The organism is Sporosarcina sp. FSL K6-1508 (assembly GCF_038007465.1).
Classification (GTDB): Bacteria; Bacillota; Bacilli; order Bacillales_A; family Planococcaceae; genus Sporosarcina; species Sporosarcina psychrophila_B.
In genome coordinates this window covers 1,785,631-1,799,402 of the sequence record NZ_JBBOXF010000001.1, presented here as the reverse complement: position 1 = coordinate 1,799,402, position 13,772 = coordinate 1,785,631, and the positions used below count along the sequence as shown (strand labels likewise).

Genomic DNA, 13,772 nt, shown 5'->3' with positions numbered 1-13,772 from the left:
CATTAGTTGAACTACAATCATTCACATACTCTTATCATTACTCTGCATGTTGTGGCTCAATTCCGCTTTCTTCTACCGACGTGCCTGATACAGTCCACATCCTTACTTGTCTTACCTCTGTATCTTCAACTGTATATTCATAAACTACTTTTGGCTCACTATCGAAAATTACATGAAGATTTATAACAGGTTCTATTTTAAAGTCGTCTGTATCTGTAATTCCCCATGAATCCTTTGAATATTTTTCTTCTAAATGACCTTCTAATACTTCTATGGCTTTTCCAGTTTGTTGCTCTATAATCAAAGGTCTAATTGCCCCTTGATAGATATAACTACAAATTAAAATGATGCCCAATATACCCCAGACAAACTTCCTAACTTTCTTAGGTAATAGAAAAGTTAACAGACCCACTGCAAAAATACATATTGTAATAAATAATAACCCAATTAAGATTGTTGGTTCCATTTACTGCGACACCCTTTACATACTTTTTATATTTACTACTATCTAGTAAGATTAGTCTTCAGATTTACTAGTGTAAATTACTTCACCTTCACTATTGTAAGCAATATATTCAGCTTCATAGAAATCCTCACTAGCAGTTCTGAATAACCCAAACCTTTCACCAGAACCTTTGGGTAGAAGTTCAAAGTCATGGAAAATGTTCTCTCCTGTTTCGATTCTTACTTTACTTATTTCATTATCAAATACCCTAAGTAGAACAGTATTTAATGTTTCTTCATTGTTAAATGGAGACTGGAAAAATGAAAGATGAATAGGTGTATTAATTCCCTCTGGTTCAAAGGTGAATTCCCGTTTAAATTTCCAAGAAAGCAAAGATTTCTCAAAATATATTTCCCCCTCTGTACCGTCGTCCTTTTTGATAAAAGCAACAGATTTATTACCATCCAATATTTCAATATGCTGTATGTCTGTATCATCTCCATACTTTTCAATTTTACTTGTAAGTTGTTCCTTATTATTTCCTTTAGAAAAATTTGAAATTACTAATAAAACTGCAATACCCATAATAATCACTAAGCCTTTTTTAGATTTTAAGATGTTCACACACTCTTCCTCCTCTCGTTAAAAATTAAATTTGTTTTCTTAATTAACGATAGCATACTATAGATACTATTTAGGTAATTATTGAAAAAACCTTGTTTAGCTACCTGTTGCGTTAGTTGAATTATCTTTACCTAAACTCTTAAGTTATGACATCTGCAATAGATAAAAAAGTCTCCCTCTCTAAATACAACAGGGACTTTTCGCAAATCTAACCGTAAAAAAACTAATCATCTTTTTATATTTACAAAAAATATTTCATGAAGTAGTATTATGCTTAACGATATATCGTTACGCATAATAACGCGTGACATAATACCATGAAATGTGAAAGAAGGAATGTAAGTAATGGCATATAATGGAGGACCGATGACTGAAGCAATGTATTATGTACTACTGGCATTAATGCATCCCAACCATGGCTATCAGCTGATGCATGCAATTACAGAAGTTTCGAATGGCAGATTAAAAATGGGACCCGGAACACTTTACGGAGTACTCTCACGGATGCAAACAGATGGCCTAATTTCATTAACAGAAGATGATGGTAGAAGAAAGACCTATCAAATTACATCAGAAGGGGAACATGCATTAAGAACAGAGTATAGTCGATTAAAATCCCTAATCCAAGACGGAAATATTTTAGAGATAGGTGATGAGAATGAATAAGATAGTTCGTAAACTTCGTTCAAGTGACTATTGGCGAATTGGTGAACATGAAAGCTGGTTTCAAGACATGGCGGCAAAGGGTTTCCATCTAAAAAAGATGGGGTTACGTTTTGCTCATTTTGTTAAGGGCGAACCGAAAAAAATGAGGTATAGAATAGATGTCGCAATAAATAAGAAGAATATACCAGAACAGATCGAGATGTATGCGGATAGTGGATGGGATTATGTGACAGGCTATCAATATTTTCAAGTGTATTCATCACCTGTTGAACGAAATGCACCAGAGCTACATACAGACCCTGCCGAGCAATCTTTTACATTAAGCGCACTGGGTAAAAAATTAGCCTTTAATGCTGTTATGGTTGTTGTCGCGTTACTTTTAATGATTGGCATGTTGTCTGCAATTTGGTTTCTTGATGGAACTCCTACCTTTGTTTTGATTGATGGGTTAGCTGTTCAACAAACGATTTTGTCAATTCTATTTGTATATCTGGCCTATATTTCACTGCAAGCAGCCATATCCATTCGTGCTTTACGAAAAGATTTGATCGAAGGAAAACCGATTAATCATCATGCCCCATGGAAGAAGCACTATCGATTAAATTCGATTATCGCCTTCCTATTTACAATCGTTGCTGGATTGAGTGCCATCGTTCCATTCGGACAGCTTATCAAAAATGATACAAAAACATTGCCAGAAACAAATCTTGACTTACCGATCGTCAGATTAGCAGATGTAGAGCAGAATCCTGCTTTGGTTCGAGGAGAATCTTCATATATGAGAGACAATGTTGATTGGGGCAACCGGTACACGTATAAATGGAGTCCTTTAGCACCAATCCAATATGAATCAGATGAAAATGGGGTTGTTCCCGGAAAAATGTGGGGAGACGGGAGTGGCGAATATTCTCCAAGTATTCATACAAGGGTTTATCAGTTAAGTGTACCAGCTTTAGCAGATAATCTAATTGCCGATTTAATAAAAAGACATAATTATGAATATAGTGATGATGATTTTGTTGAAACAAAGCATGCAGACCTCAATCTTTTAATAGTTCATGAGGAAGATGATTTTAAAGAAGTATTTGCTTCGAAAGGAAAAGCTGTCATATATGTTCGTTATTATGGTTATGCGAATATAAATTCAGTAATAGAAAACATAGTAGATAAGATTAAGTTGTTTACAGAGTAATACTTGAATTCGATTTGCTAATGAATGAAAAGAACTTTTCCAGTACAAGGGCACTTTACTAAAGTAATGATTAAAGTTCAATTTCTTAATTTCAATGTTGAGAAATTGGACTTTTCATATGTATTTAAGTGCAAAATAGATGCATCATAACTCCTGAAGTGACAGTTATGACACCTGCAATAGATAAGAAAAGCTTCCCTTTTTTAAATAAAAGAGAGACTTTTTACAAATCGAACATATTTACATTGCGATAGATTTGATAAGAGAAAGCTACCATGAAAGGCAACCGAATCTTCACTAAAGCACCCGATAATTGAAGAAGAAAAGTGATACTTAATCAACATTCGTACCCGATTACGGAAACTGAATTTGATATTTGTTCTAGCGATACTCTGGAAATAACCCTAGCAGCCAAAAAAATAAGCAATAAAGTAAGTGGAAAGCGAGATAACATTCTTAAAAGTTTAAACTCCTTGAGATAGCTCCAATAACAGTACCTATCCATATTTCTACTAAAATAGTAATCGTAAATAAACCTAGTCCCATACCTTCCCAACCACCAATTCCAATCGCGCTATAAATAATTACCCCGATACAAATCAGACTTAATGCAGTAGAGGTGGAAAATAAAGAACTTCTTAAAACTTTACGTGACATAATAAACATCCCAATTGCAAACACAATTCCGCAAAGCAATATAGGAGTCCATCCCTCTAACATCAAAGCATCCATTTAATTACCCCCTGTTACGTTTTTCCGCAAACTGGCCCCCTTGTTGAACACAAGTTAAACAACACTCTTCAACTAACCTGCACCGTTAGTTGAAGAAGGAATTATTTAACTTCCTCAATTTTAGAAACAGGAATTTCAATTCTTGTTCCTAATACATCATCTGAATCCAAAGAAAAATCCGCAATAGCTTTAAATTCATAAGTACCTGTCTTTAATTTAAGTTTTTCTATCCCTTTAAATTTTACTCTGTAAGGTTCATTTCGAATCAGTGTTGTTGTTAATAGTGGTTGTTCCATACTACCTAAATATTCAAAACCACCATCTTGTTGATAAATATTAAAGAAAAAAATACTTCCACCATGATAAATATCTTTTTCAGCTGCTCCTCCTATATAAGTAATAGTGGCATAAACATTAAGGTCTTTTTCAACATTTATTGATACTTTGATATCATCCACCTGTTTAGACTCATTGGTAATTTTCGATTTACCACTTAAATTTTCTTCATTTTTGTTATTTGTTACACAGCCAAATATTCCGAAAATCAATATTATAGAAACAACGATAAATAATTTCCTCATCGTTCCCACCCCCTTTACGATTAGACGGAATCCTAGTCGGTTTGTTTCATACTTAATCATAATAAACTGCTTCGTTAGTTTAAGAAGAAAAAAGAGCTTCCTTAGAAGCCCCTGCTGTTCGACTAAAGTACCAGTTAGATGAATAACAAAACTTCCAATTTGAATCAATAACCAATTGAATTGGCTATATCTAACAAGGTTTCAGGAGTAATTTTATCTGATACTCGTTTATCTATACTTAGCATATATTGCCAATCATCTCTCTCAAAAACAAGCACATAAAATCCTGAAATAGTCATATAAGTGGCTACAATTCCATTTTTTAATTCAAAGGTTTTTATCACGAGTTTTTCTCTTATAGGAATACTATTCTTTATCGGGCGAACATCAATTTTATAATGGTTTTCAGATAATTGATCATTTATAAACGTCACTTCAAATGAATCATTAATGTCGCCATCTAAATCATTAAACCTACCAAAATGATGGGTAAAGCCTATTGGTGGTACTCTAAGCGGAAGCTTAAGTTTTTGTTTGAAATGCTGTTCAAAATCGTCCAATGCATCTTCCACAGTTTTGTAACCTACTTCAGGATAAATTTCTTCATAAGGTCTGGTTTTATCGTTTGCAGTTGCATATATGGTCGAGAAAAACAATAAACAAAATGAAATCAACAAAAGTAAAGTAGTTCTATTCATTTTTCATCACCTCAAAGTCTTTAGATGTATTGTTCCCAGCTTTATTAAAATCATCAAATTGAAATTGTTTGTTGAATTATCCTGTCCGTTAGTTGTAGAAGGTCTACATATATAAACTTACTTTTCTTTTAGTGTACTATTTTTTCGATTCAAACTTTGCACAAATCAGACGCTCCATTTAATTACCTGAATAAGCACTTTTTATAATTAGCTAAAACTAAAACTACAGCCACTATTAAATATAATACAGTGGTAACTGTAAGAGTATTAAGTACGTTTCCAACTTGAATGACCATAAAATAATTGAAAAGTTGGTGAATCATAATAGGAATAATGAGATTACGATTCAGGTTATAAAATGTAGTTATAATGATTGATACAGCAACAATGCCACCCAAGAAACAAATGATATATTGCACCAATTGTAATCCTGAGTATCCTGACATAAGCCATAACGGTGTATGCCAGAAACCCCAAACCAATCCAACGATAATGGCTGATTTTAATGGACTGAATCTTTTTTGCAATTCATTTAATACAAATCCCCTCCACCCTAATTCTTCCCCGAGTGGTCCAAGGATTAAATTGTAGCCAAATAAGATAAGAAGTGAAGTCCATGAAGCAGTAAATTGTTCATATATGGGCACATCCCATACTTTGTTTGTCATTAATAAACTACCAATCAAAACCAAAAATTGAATAATGACGACACACAATACAGTCGATACTCTGATTCTTTCCTTAAATTGTCCTTTTATAAAATTCCATAGGTTCCCTTGGGGATAGATTTTACGGAACATTGTTACGAAGACAAATGTAGACGTCCATGATGATAGCACGATTAATATATCTGCTACAGGCTGAGACTTTAAAAAAAACATTGTCAGCCCTATGACAAGAAGAAATACAAAGAACATGACATAGGTCCATAAAATATACTTTTTTATCATTCCACTCAAACCAAACACCCTCCTAGATATATAAATAACCAATAGAACAGTTTGCACTTGTTCCATTGGTTATAAAGATAAACTATGGTGTTACCCCCAGGTCAATATCAATAAAAAGTATTTTACTCTTCTTCAACAGGAACATATATTTCTAAGAAGGCTCGTTCTTTATTATCAAGATATGTAATAAGACGAGTATTAACAAAAGCAACCCCTATTGGTTTAAGTCCTTGTTCGTTTCCCCATTCCAAAGTAGATTCAAAAACTTTATATTTAATATCACTATTTCCATTTTGATACCTGCCATCCTCAATAATTGTATAGATGCATTTAGAATATTGTAAATAACATTCTATATTTTCCTTATGTATCGTTTCATGCTTTTCAACAATATACATCTTGGAATCTAGAAAACCGTTTTCATCAAAAGTAAATTTCCTCATGATTTTGCTAAGAATATCATCCTTAATCATATCCATATTTTGCAATATGGCAGGATACTCCAGAAAGGAATAAAAGTCAGAAAACTCATCAATTATTTCATAGGTTGGAAATTTCCTTATGGAGTACTGGTTTAAGTGTAAGCGTCAAATAGCGCCCACCTGTCTTTCAGGGGGCGCTTATTATATGCTTTATTTAGTTTTATTGGGAACGTGGCAATTTGTCGGCAAGGTCTCCGACCATGGAAGTAGTTGATCTAGCGCCTTTGAATCCTCCAAATCTATTAAAGGAAGCTGTTCAAATACGTGGGTTAAATAAACCAATGGATTTAACTGATTTTCTTTAGCAGTTTCCACAATGCTATAAGCAATTGCGCTTGCTTTTGCACCTTTCATAGATTGAGAGAATAACCAGTTCTTGCGTCCAATTACGAAAGGTTTGATAGCACGTTCGGCCCGGTTATTATCGATTTCCAAACGCCCATCCTGTAGAAACATTGTAAGGCGTGTCCATTGATTTCGGCAATACTTGATGGCCTGCCCTAACGCACTTTTAGGCGCGACGCGCGGACTTTGTGTTTGTAGCCAAGTTGAAAAGGCATCCAGCACAGGCTGACTGCGTTCAAGTCGCTCTTTATAGCGTTCTTCAGGGCTGTGATCCTTTAGCGCGCGTTCAATCGCGAATAATTGGTTACAGAAACGCAGCCCTTCCTCCGCAGCACAAGGAGTTTCCTTATTTTTGGCTTCCGCTGGCAAAGCAGTTAAGGCCTCATCGAATTTTCGACGCGAATGTGCCCAACACCCCACCAATTTCACCTTCGGTATATCATTATACCCTTGGTATCCATCGACGTGCAGATATCCCTTAAAGCCTGAAAGGAAGGCTTTCGGATGTTTGGCTGCCCTTGTTTGTTGGTAATCATACAACACTGCAGCCGATGCATCACGCCCCGTCCGATATAACCACATATAGGACTTGGATGTCGCTGGGCGTCCAGGTTCGGCCAGTACTTGAAGTGTTGTTTCATCCGCATGAATAACATCCTGCATCAATAGATAGGTACGGATATGTTCATAAAGATGGATTAGCCAATGAGTTGCCCCGTACATCATCCAGTTCGCTAAAGTCTGACGTGATAAAGGGACACCTAGACGTTCCAATTGTTTTTCTTGTCGGTAGAGAGGCATACCCTCTACGTATTTTTGATTCATGATATAGGCCATCGCCGAAGGCGAAGCCAAACTACCTGGATACATAGGTGCTGGCATCTTCGCTGTGACAATTGGAGTTTCAGTGCCTTCGCGTTCACAATTTCGGCAGCTGTAGACATGGCGTACATGTTCAACGACCTTCACTTGAGCTGGAATGACTTTTAACTCACGTCGTACTTCTGTACTCATTTCGTGTACTTGTTCACCGCAACACAAACAAGCCTGTTCCTCTTCTGATAAACGATAGTGAATCGTTTCAGTTGGCAGGTTTTCAAGCATCGCCTCGATTTGGCCTGTACGTTTTTTTCGACGATAGGTAATCGATTCAAGCGTTGGTTCCTCTACCTTTTCATCCGCTGTGACTTCAGCTTCATTGAAAAGAGAGAGTGCGAGTTGATCTGGATTGGTTTTTTCACTAGAAGCGCCAAATTTTCGTTGTTGGCTGAGGCGAAATTGTTCTTCTAACCAGTTGAGTTTAGCCTGTAGCGCTTCATTTTGTTTTTCCAACTCCATGTTTTTCGCTGCGAGTTCTTCAATTGTAGATGAGATAACTGCTACTGATTTTTCCATAATAAAAGGAATTCGACATGACTCGACGAATTCCTTTTTTTAAATAATGATTTTTGCAGAAACTTTTGGATGAGCTTGTTTTTGTTCATGTGGTAAGCCATCAAGTAGCCAGTGTAATTGTCGATGGCTAATCGCAAGTGGCTGGGTTGTTTGTCCATCGGGCCACTGGAATAGACCGTTTTCCAACCTTCGGTAGTAAAGCCAAAATCCATTATGATCCCAATGTAGGATTTTCAGTTTGTCGCGCTTTCGATTACAGAAGACAAATAAACTAGGGGAAAACGGATCAAGCTGAAAGCTTTCTTGAACGATGACAGCTAATCCATCGATAGATTTTCGTAAATCAGTACGTCCGCAGGCTAAATACACACAATCAACGGGTGTTTTACTTAACATGCGTTTGAAGTACCTGAAGTACTTCCCCTAAAAGTGTAGGGTTGAATCCCTCTTCAATTTGAATGGAAACAACACCTATCGCAAGTGTCAATTGGGAAGGCATACTTACCTTTGGAGCGATTGTATCAAACGAAACCCACTGCTGGGCTGTAGGTGCAGTATCTACTTTTTGCCATTCCTTTTTAAGCCAAGTATACATACTTGGAACACAGATATTATTTGTAGCACACCAGGCTGTTACACTAGATTCACCACTCGCTTTAAATGCTTCAATCCGTGCGTGCCACATGGCTCGCCGTTCGTCTCGTGTCATGAAAAAACCTCCTAACATTGTTAATGTGATTATCACATAACACGAAAGGGGTTAGAAGGTGGGGAGTATTTGACGCTTACGTTTAAGTGTTCTTTTAATCCCTCACAGAATACTTTTGTTTCTTTTATTTTTTGAAGCATAAATTTATTATTTCGTATGGTTTCTTCTAATTGTTCGGCTTTTATTTCTAATAAAGTTTCCAGTTCTTCTATTGCTCTTCCTTCTTGTAGTTTTCTAACTTCTTTCATCGAGAAGTTTCTCTTTATATAAAAATCTGCAACCAATAATGTATAAATATCATAATCATTATATTGTCGATAATTATTTGATTCATCATGGTTTGGTTTTACAATTCCTTGTTTCTCGTAATATCTAAGTGCATCTCTTGATACACCTAGAATTTCAAATAATTGACTTGTTCTATATGTATTCCTTTCCATTTCATATTGACCTCCTAAAGGTATACTATTCATTGAGTGATTTTAAATATTTACTCTACTATCACGGACCTTATTAATATGATTAAATATTTAATCCCAGTATTCACAATTATATTAACATAAATATTCAATTAGAGTTTATCCCCCTCTAAGCCATCCTTTAGAGGGGAGATAACTTCAATTCATTTATTTAAAATCATCAATCTTTATTTATATAATCAAACTTCGTGTTAAATGAACAATCTTTTTAAAAACTATAATTAGGTTTTCTTTTTATTCTTATTAAACTAACCTGCCTCTTTAGTCCAATAAGCAAAAGCTGTCACGAAAGGCAGGAAGCTTATTTCTATTTAAATAAATCAAACAAGGGATATAATGGATTGCCAAGTAAAGGGATAATAACAAGCATAGTTATCAACATCGCAATGAAGAATATTCCGAGCCTTTTTTTTATGCTCATATGTTATTTCACTTCCTTTTCAATCTAATATTACAGTAATTATCCAATTTATCGAGATTATCCGGCATAACATCGAATCAATCGCTGAACGGGCTTGTATGGTCTATGCACAGCAGGTTACATAACGCCAGTTCACGGAAATAGTTAACTCCGTTACTCAATAAGTAAATGCTACCATATAAAGGTAGCCGATACTTGATTACAAAAAAAAGAGGCGCTTATTAAACAAACGCACTCTTTAATGGAACAGTGTGATACCGTTGGTTGTTTTATCTGTCCCGATGATCCTACGGGAGTCGGTCGTCTTCCGCTCCAATCAACTAAGTGTGTGTTAATAATCGATGGACCGCAATCGTGCTCGTTTGCGGAATATCGCTTACTATACATACGTTCTCGACTCTATGAAAGATCATGTAGTATACTAGAGTATCATCTTCAATAAAAGGACCACATCTCGTCTTTTCGAACTTTCAACTCCTTAAGTACAAACGCCCGATACTCGACCAGTTCTGGAAACTGATAAAAAAAGTTCACTTTTCTAGCTGGTATCGTTTGAGGGTTGGCATTGTACGGAGTTAACATAAAGTAAGAAAAAGACTCCGCAATATCTTCATAGGGATTAACCGTAGCATAAGTTGTCACAAATGAATCCTTATGTTTTTCATAAAAAGCAATTCGCTCTTCCGCAGTCCTATTACCAGCCTGTAACCATCGCTCCTCATATTCCTTCAAAAAAGCTTGATAATAGAGATTCATATAACTGTCAGTGTTATAACATTCCCAGTATGGCTTCATGTGAAATTGATCTGCTGCACATGTCTCCGAAATGACAAAATCCGCTTCATTCCATGTCAGCATATGGCCATATTCATGAATCAGTGTACTTACCGTAGCGGACTGAAGCCAATGCGTTATCAAATTAGAAGGCATCACCAATTTCCCCTCATAAACATCAACATACGGGTAAACGTCCTCTTGAAAATCAAGGATTTGTAAATTCACTTTATTTCGATCGTACAATGCAAGTACAATATCAGCTATGCCTTTGAAGATGCTCGCTTCTTCGCCTTTCGTCAAAACAAATTCTTCTTCTATTAATTCATAGCGAGCGATAATGGATTCTTCATCTTCCTTTTCATTAGTAGCAATAGCAAGAACAGATTCATCTTCTTCCGTGGCCACATTCAAATACGACATCTGGTCTGAAGCTTTGAGTTCTCCTAAAAAACTGGTGAAATGTTCGCTTCCGTATGTATCCCCTAAATCGCGGCATTCACCTATTGTTTGACATATCTGCGAATCAATCGGCTGCGTCCAGTAATCATCGACTACTGTTTCATCTACTTGAAGGATCTCTTCAACAGTCTCCGTCTTCACCAAGTCAGCAACCGCCTTCTTTTCCTCCTCACATCCCGCAAGTAGAACCACAATTGCAGCGAATCCCCCTATGATGATCCTCTTTAACATTCTCATCTACATCCCCCCCGATACGATCCCCTAACCTGCATCGTTTAATACCCATGTCCGCTCCATACTTACTGATGAAAATGGTTGAAGATGAAAAGGCTGCTTAACCTCTAATTGAAGTAATGCACCCGTTAGTTTCAGTAAATAGTTAGCATTATTTATCCAATGTTGTTTTTATCTCTTCGTTCCTCACTTCTAATAAATAATTATTGATGACATAATCTCTCCCGCCATGTTTATCATACCAATCTTGAACTCGTTGAACGTGTGCTTTGTCACTTCTTACACTTTTCTCAATTTCACCGTAGTCTTCGTAACTGTCGTATTCCCAAATAGCGAATATTTCAGTAGTATCTTCATCATTTGGAATCATCCATCTTCCCGTTAATCTTGCACCATGTTTTATCTGATTAGGTAAATTATTCTCATTAAAATGGGCATTAAAAATGGCAACAAATTCATTCTTTACAATGTAGAACTTCCTTCTGTAAAACAAATTTCTCACTCCCCTTCCCGAACTAACTACTATTATCAAAGAAATTTTCCATTTCACCTATTTTAAATGGACTCAAGTTCAACAATCCTCTTCAACTAACCTGCCCCGTTAGTTGAAGAGGATGTGAGTTAGAGTTTAGATATTAATTCGTTAAGGTTATTCCATTCGTATATAAGAAGATTCAATTCAGTACCTGCAATTGTTGTCTTTTCGGATTCAAGTAAATTAGCACCATAATATTCATAGAAATACCGAGTTTTATTGTCTTCTAACACCTCCACAAAAACTCTATTGAAGCCTAGTTCTTCAAATTGAAGAACTAGTTGTTTCAATAATTGTTTCCCAACTCCTCTTCCTTGATATTCTTCAAGGAGATAAATAGATGTTAAGTCACCAGAATTATCAACATTATTACCATCTCTTTTTCCGCAATCTGCAAATCCTACGATTTCTCTCTCATTATTCTCTGCGACAAAGACGTAATTTCCCTCTTTAGAAATATTGCGATTCCACAAATCAGTTCGTTGGTCATATGATAATGTCTCCAAAAATTCATCTGGAATAATGTTTATATAAGTAGATTTCCAACTATCAACGTGGACTTTCGCTATACCCTTGGCATCAGATAAAGTAGCTTTTCTTATGTTCATTGAATCCACCTCCTAAAGCGTCATTCTATTTCTATAAGAATTAATCCTCCATCTTCTTGAACTAACCTGCCCCGTTAGTTCAAGAAGAAAAGTGCTGCCAAAGTTATCAAGACCTAATTTGATAAAAGATAGAAAAATTAAAGGGTTTTACATATTAGACATGACTAATTTGTAAAACCCTTTCTAATTCAACTAACACACCCGTTAGTTGAATTAGAGCAGCGACGCTTATTAAACTATTGAGTCCGATTGCTTAAGAGAGTATTGGTACAAATAGAACGTTAAGAAAAATGTCTGCTGATATTAATGTGTATTAATGACCCCTATTATCGTTGTTACCACTAAGTGGTTCTACTACTTCTCCATTTTTATCTATTACAATACTGTCGGTTTCCTTATTAGCCTCGGTCAAAGACCCATAATAAGTAAAAACACCAAAAGTAATGATAGCTATCGTTGTTAATCCTATAGAAATTCTTTTTTTCATAAAGTAGTCATCTCCCTACATCTAAATTTATTTTGTTCGAATTTTAACATACATTTTTTTCAATCTAATCCGATTAAAGCATAGTGCTTATTCAACAACTGCGCCCAATTGTTTAGGAATTCCCTAAAACTCGTCATAACTATTCCCATCTGTATCCTGAATGAAAAGCTCACCCTTTATAGCACTTATGCCAACCATAATGTACGGATTAGCTTCATCGTTTTTATTTTCCATCTCTTTTAATATAACTTTGGTATTTCCTGAATCTACTTTAACATTATCTAGTTCCAATGATCTCTCAACATCTCCAGTCGATATAACTACCATTTTTCTACCTTCTGATATTGTAAATACTTTAAATCCTCTTTTATCAGGATTATCCTGAAGACTAGTCACAAAGTTTTCAATTTCAGGATCTTCATTCAATCTATCCTTTTCCAACACCCAATTGTTATCGGGCGTATATCCCCCACAAGCAACCAAAATCAAAGTTGTGACGAAAAATATTAAAATAAGAAATGTTTTCTTCAATATTTTCTCCTTTCTTGTTGAATCTTATTTTAAAAAAAATGGCCCGATTCTGGTACAACGTTACATGACAAAAGCGCCCGTTTACGGAATTATTACTTTTTAACAAACTAAATCTCCCCTCCGAATATTGCTAAGAGAAATACAACATATAAAACACCTAATGCAATGGAAATTAACGCGATATATTTAATAAACCCTTTTTCCTTCTTAAAAAAAGCGATAATTCCAAGTGTTATACCTGTTAAATAGATAGTGAAACCAATGGGGATGGCTACCATGGACCACACTCCAAATGTTATATTGATAGGAGGAAAAATCATATACGCAATAAAAATCCCAACGACAATTAGAATCACGGAGTACTTACTATACCTCCTTTCCACTTTTCACATCCCCTTCATTGAATTAAATGGCCCAATTGC

Annotated in this window: 19 protein-coding genes; 2 read left to right on the top strand and 17 right to left on the bottom strand. The window is 35.6% G+C overall.

Annotation, left to right across the window (positions count from 1 at the left end; genetic code table 11):
• Window positions 1-37 precede the first annotated feature (37 nt).
• Both MKZ11_RS09000 and MKZ11_RS08995 read right to left on the bottom strand, forming a co-directional pair.
• Window positions 38-466, bottom strand: coding sequence for a hypothetical protein (locus tag MKZ11_RS09000; protein WP_340793956.1), 429 nt, complete (start codon window positions 464-466; stop codon window positions 38-40).
• A 51-nt stretch (window positions 467-517) separates the two neighbouring features.
• Window positions 518-1,069 (bottom strand): hypothetical protein, encoded by a 552-nt coding sequence (locus MKZ11_RS08995; RefSeq protein ID WP_340793954.1) that lies wholly within the window; start codon window positions 1,067-1,069, stop codon window positions 518-520.
• 345 nt (window positions 1,070-1,414) lie between these two features.
• On the opposite strand from MKZ11_RS08995, the gene MKZ11_RS08990 reads away from it, so the two are divergent.
• Complete coding sequence (locus MKZ11_RS08990) at window positions 1,415-1,735, top strand: PadR family transcriptional regulator (RefSeq protein ID WP_340793952.1); 321 nt, start codon at window positions 1,415-1,417, stop codon at window positions 1,733-1,735.
• Complete coding sequence (locus MKZ11_RS08985; protein WP_340793950.1) at window positions 1,728-2,927, top strand: DUF2812 domain-containing protein; 1,200 nt, start codon at window positions 1,728-1,730, stop codon at window positions 2,925-2,927. The genes MKZ11_RS08990 and MKZ11_RS08985 overlap by 8 nt, the downstream gene beginning before the upstream one ends.
• A gap of 456 nt (window positions 2,928-3,383) precedes the next feature.
• Here the strand turns inward: MKZ11_RS08985 and MKZ11_RS08980 are convergent, their stop codons facing one another.
• From MKZ11_RS08980 to MKZ11_RS08910, 15 genes are all read right to left on the bottom strand, one after another.
• Window positions 3,384-3,659 carry a YesK family protein gene (locus MKZ11_RS08980; RefSeq protein ID WP_340793948.1) on the bottom strand — a complete coding sequence of 92 codons (276 nt, stop codon included), beginning with the start codon at window positions 3,657-3,659 and terminating at the stop codon, window positions 3,384-3,386.
• Window positions 3,660-3,760: 101 nt separating this feature from the next.
• Window positions 3,761-4,240, bottom strand: a complete 480-nt coding sequence (locus MKZ11_RS08975) for a hypothetical protein (protein ID WP_340793946.1) — start codon at window positions 4,238-4,240, stop codon at window positions 3,761-3,763.
• Window positions 4,241-4,404: 164 nt separating this feature from the next.
• Complete coding sequence (locus MKZ11_RS08970; RefSeq protein WP_340793945.1) at window positions 4,405-4,938, bottom strand: hypothetical protein; 534 nt, start codon at window positions 4,936-4,938, stop codon at window positions 4,405-4,407.
• Between the two features lie 182 nt (window positions 4,939-5,120).
• On the bottom strand, window positions 5,121-5,888 hold the full coding sequence (locus MKZ11_RS08965; RefSeq protein ID WP_340796956.1) for a CPBP family intramembrane glutamic endopeptidase: 768 nt from the start codon (window positions 5,886-5,888) through the stop codon (window positions 5,121-5,123).
• Between the two features lie 122 nt (window positions 5,889-6,010).
• Entirely contained in the window at window positions 6,011-6,367 is a 357-nt protein-coding gene (locus tag MKZ11_RS08960; RefSeq protein ID WP_340793944.1) for a hypothetical protein, read from the bottom strand.
• A gap of 153 nt (window positions 6,368-6,520) precedes the next feature.
• Window positions 6,521-8,122, bottom strand: coding sequence for an IS66 family transposase (gene tnpC, locus MKZ11_RS08955; RefSeq protein ID WP_445327036.1), 1,602 nt, complete (start codon window positions 8,120-8,122; stop codon window positions 6,521-6,523).
• A 27-nt stretch (window positions 8,123-8,149) separates the two neighbouring features.
• On the bottom strand, window positions 8,150-8,506 hold the full coding sequence (tnpB, locus tag MKZ11_RS08950; protein WP_340793818.1) for an IS66 family insertion sequence element accessory protein TnpB: 357 nt from the start codon (window positions 8,504-8,506) through the stop codon (window positions 8,150-8,152).
• On the bottom strand, window positions 8,496-8,819 hold the full coding sequence (gene tnpA, locus MKZ11_RS08945; RefSeq protein WP_340793820.1) for an IS66 family insertion sequence element accessory protein TnpA: 324 nt from the start codon (window positions 8,817-8,819) through the stop codon (window positions 8,496-8,498). Before tnpA ends, tnpB begins: the two co-directional genes overlap by 11 nt.
• A 32-nt stretch (window positions 8,820-8,851) precedes the next feature.
• The gene (locus MKZ11_RS08940) at window positions 8,852-9,259 is read right to left on the bottom strand and encodes a MerR family transcriptional regulator (protein WP_340793943.1); all 408 of its coding nucleotides are present in this window, start codon (window positions 9,257-9,259) and stop codon (window positions 8,852-8,854) included.
• Window positions 9,260-10,154: 895 nt separating this feature from the next.
• Window positions 10,155-11,192 (bottom strand): hypothetical protein, encoded by a 1,038-nt coding sequence (locus MKZ11_RS08935; protein WP_340793941.1) that lies wholly within the window; start codon window positions 11,190-11,192, stop codon window positions 10,155-10,157.
• Window positions 11,193-11,340: 148 nt separating this feature from the next.
• Window positions 11,341-11,682, bottom strand: coding sequence for an NIPSNAP family protein (locus tag MKZ11_RS08930; protein ID WP_340796955.1), 342 nt, complete (start codon window positions 11,680-11,682; stop codon window positions 11,341-11,343).
• Window positions 11,683-11,810: 128 nt separating this feature from the next.
• Entirely contained in the window at window positions 11,811-12,332 is a 522-nt protein-coding gene (locus MKZ11_RS08925; RefSeq protein ID WP_340793938.1) for a GNAT family N-acetyltransferase, read from the bottom strand.
• Between the two features lie 313 nt (window positions 12,333-12,645).
• A complete protein-coding gene (locus tag MKZ11_RS08920) occupies window positions 12,646-12,819 on the bottom strand; it encodes a hypothetical protein (RefSeq protein WP_340793936.1) in 174 nt (57 codons plus the stop codon).
• 123 nt (window positions 12,820-12,942) lie between these two features.
• A complete protein-coding gene (locus tag MKZ11_RS08915) occupies window positions 12,943-13,350 on the bottom strand; it encodes a hypothetical protein (protein WP_340793934.1) in 408 nt (135 codons plus the stop codon).
• Between the two features lie 107 nt (window positions 13,351-13,457).
• The gene (locus MKZ11_RS08910; RefSeq protein WP_340793932.1) at window positions 13,458-13,733 is read right to left on the bottom strand and encodes a hypothetical protein; all 276 of its coding nucleotides are present in this window, start codon (window positions 13,731-13,733) and stop codon (window positions 13,458-13,460) included.
• Between the last annotated feature and the right edge of the window lie 39 nt (window positions 13,734-13,772).

Bases quoted from the DNA above. Each gene is read 5' to 3' on its own strand.
- MKZ11_RS08965 (WP_340796956.1), bottom strand. From the start codon at position 5,888: ATGATAAAAAAGTATATTTTATGGACCTATGTCATGTTCTTTGTATTT.
- MKZ11_RS08970 (WP_340793945.1), bottom strand. From the start codon at position 4,938: ATGAATAGAACTACTTTACTTTTGTTGATTTCATTTTGTTTATTGTTT.
- MKZ11_RS08940 (WP_340793943.1), bottom strand. From the start codon at position 9,259: ATGGAAAGGAATACATATAGAACAAGTCAATTATTTGAAATTCTAGGT.
- tnpA (WP_340793820.1), bottom strand. From the start codon at position 8,819: ATGACACGAGACGAACGGCGAGCCATGTGGCACGCACGGATTGAAGCA.
- MKZ11_RS08925 (WP_340793938.1), bottom strand. From the start codon at position 12,332: ATGAACATAAGAAAAGCTACTTTATCTGATGCCAAGGGTATAGCGAAA.
- MKZ11_RS09000 (WP_340793956.1), bottom strand. From the start codon at position 466: ATGGAACCAACAATCTTAATTGGGTTATTATTTATTACAATATGTATT.
- MKZ11_RS08985 (WP_340793950.1), top strand. From the start codon at position 1,728: ATGAATAAGATAGTTCGTAAACTTCGTTCAAGTGACTATTGGCGAATT.
- MKZ11_RS08920 (WP_340793936.1), bottom strand. From the start codon at position 12,819: ATGAAAAAAAGAATTTCTATAGGATTAACAACGATAGCTATCATTACT.
- MKZ11_RS08990 (WP_340793952.1), top strand. From the start codon at position 1,415: ATGGCATATAATGGAGGACCGATGACTGAAGCAATGTATTATGTACTA.
- MKZ11_RS08960 (WP_340793944.1), bottom strand. From the start codon at position 6,367: ATGGATATGATTAAGGATGATATTCTTAGCAAAATCATGAGGAAATTT.
- MKZ11_RS08975 (WP_340793946.1), bottom strand. From the start codon at position 4,240: ATGAGGAAATTATTTATCGTTGTTTCTATAATATTGATTTTCGGAATA.
- MKZ11_RS08980 (WP_340793948.1), bottom strand. From the start codon at position 3,659: ATGGATGCTTTGATGTTAGAGGGATGGACTCCTATATTGCTTTGCGGA.
- tnpB (WP_340793818.1), bottom strand. From the start codon at position 8,506: ATGTTAAGTAAAACACCCGTTGATTGTGTGTATTTAGCCTGCGGACGT.
- MKZ11_RS08935 (WP_340793941.1), bottom strand. From the start codon at position 11,192: ATGAGAATGTTAAAGAGGATCATCATAGGGGGATTCGCTGCAATTGTG.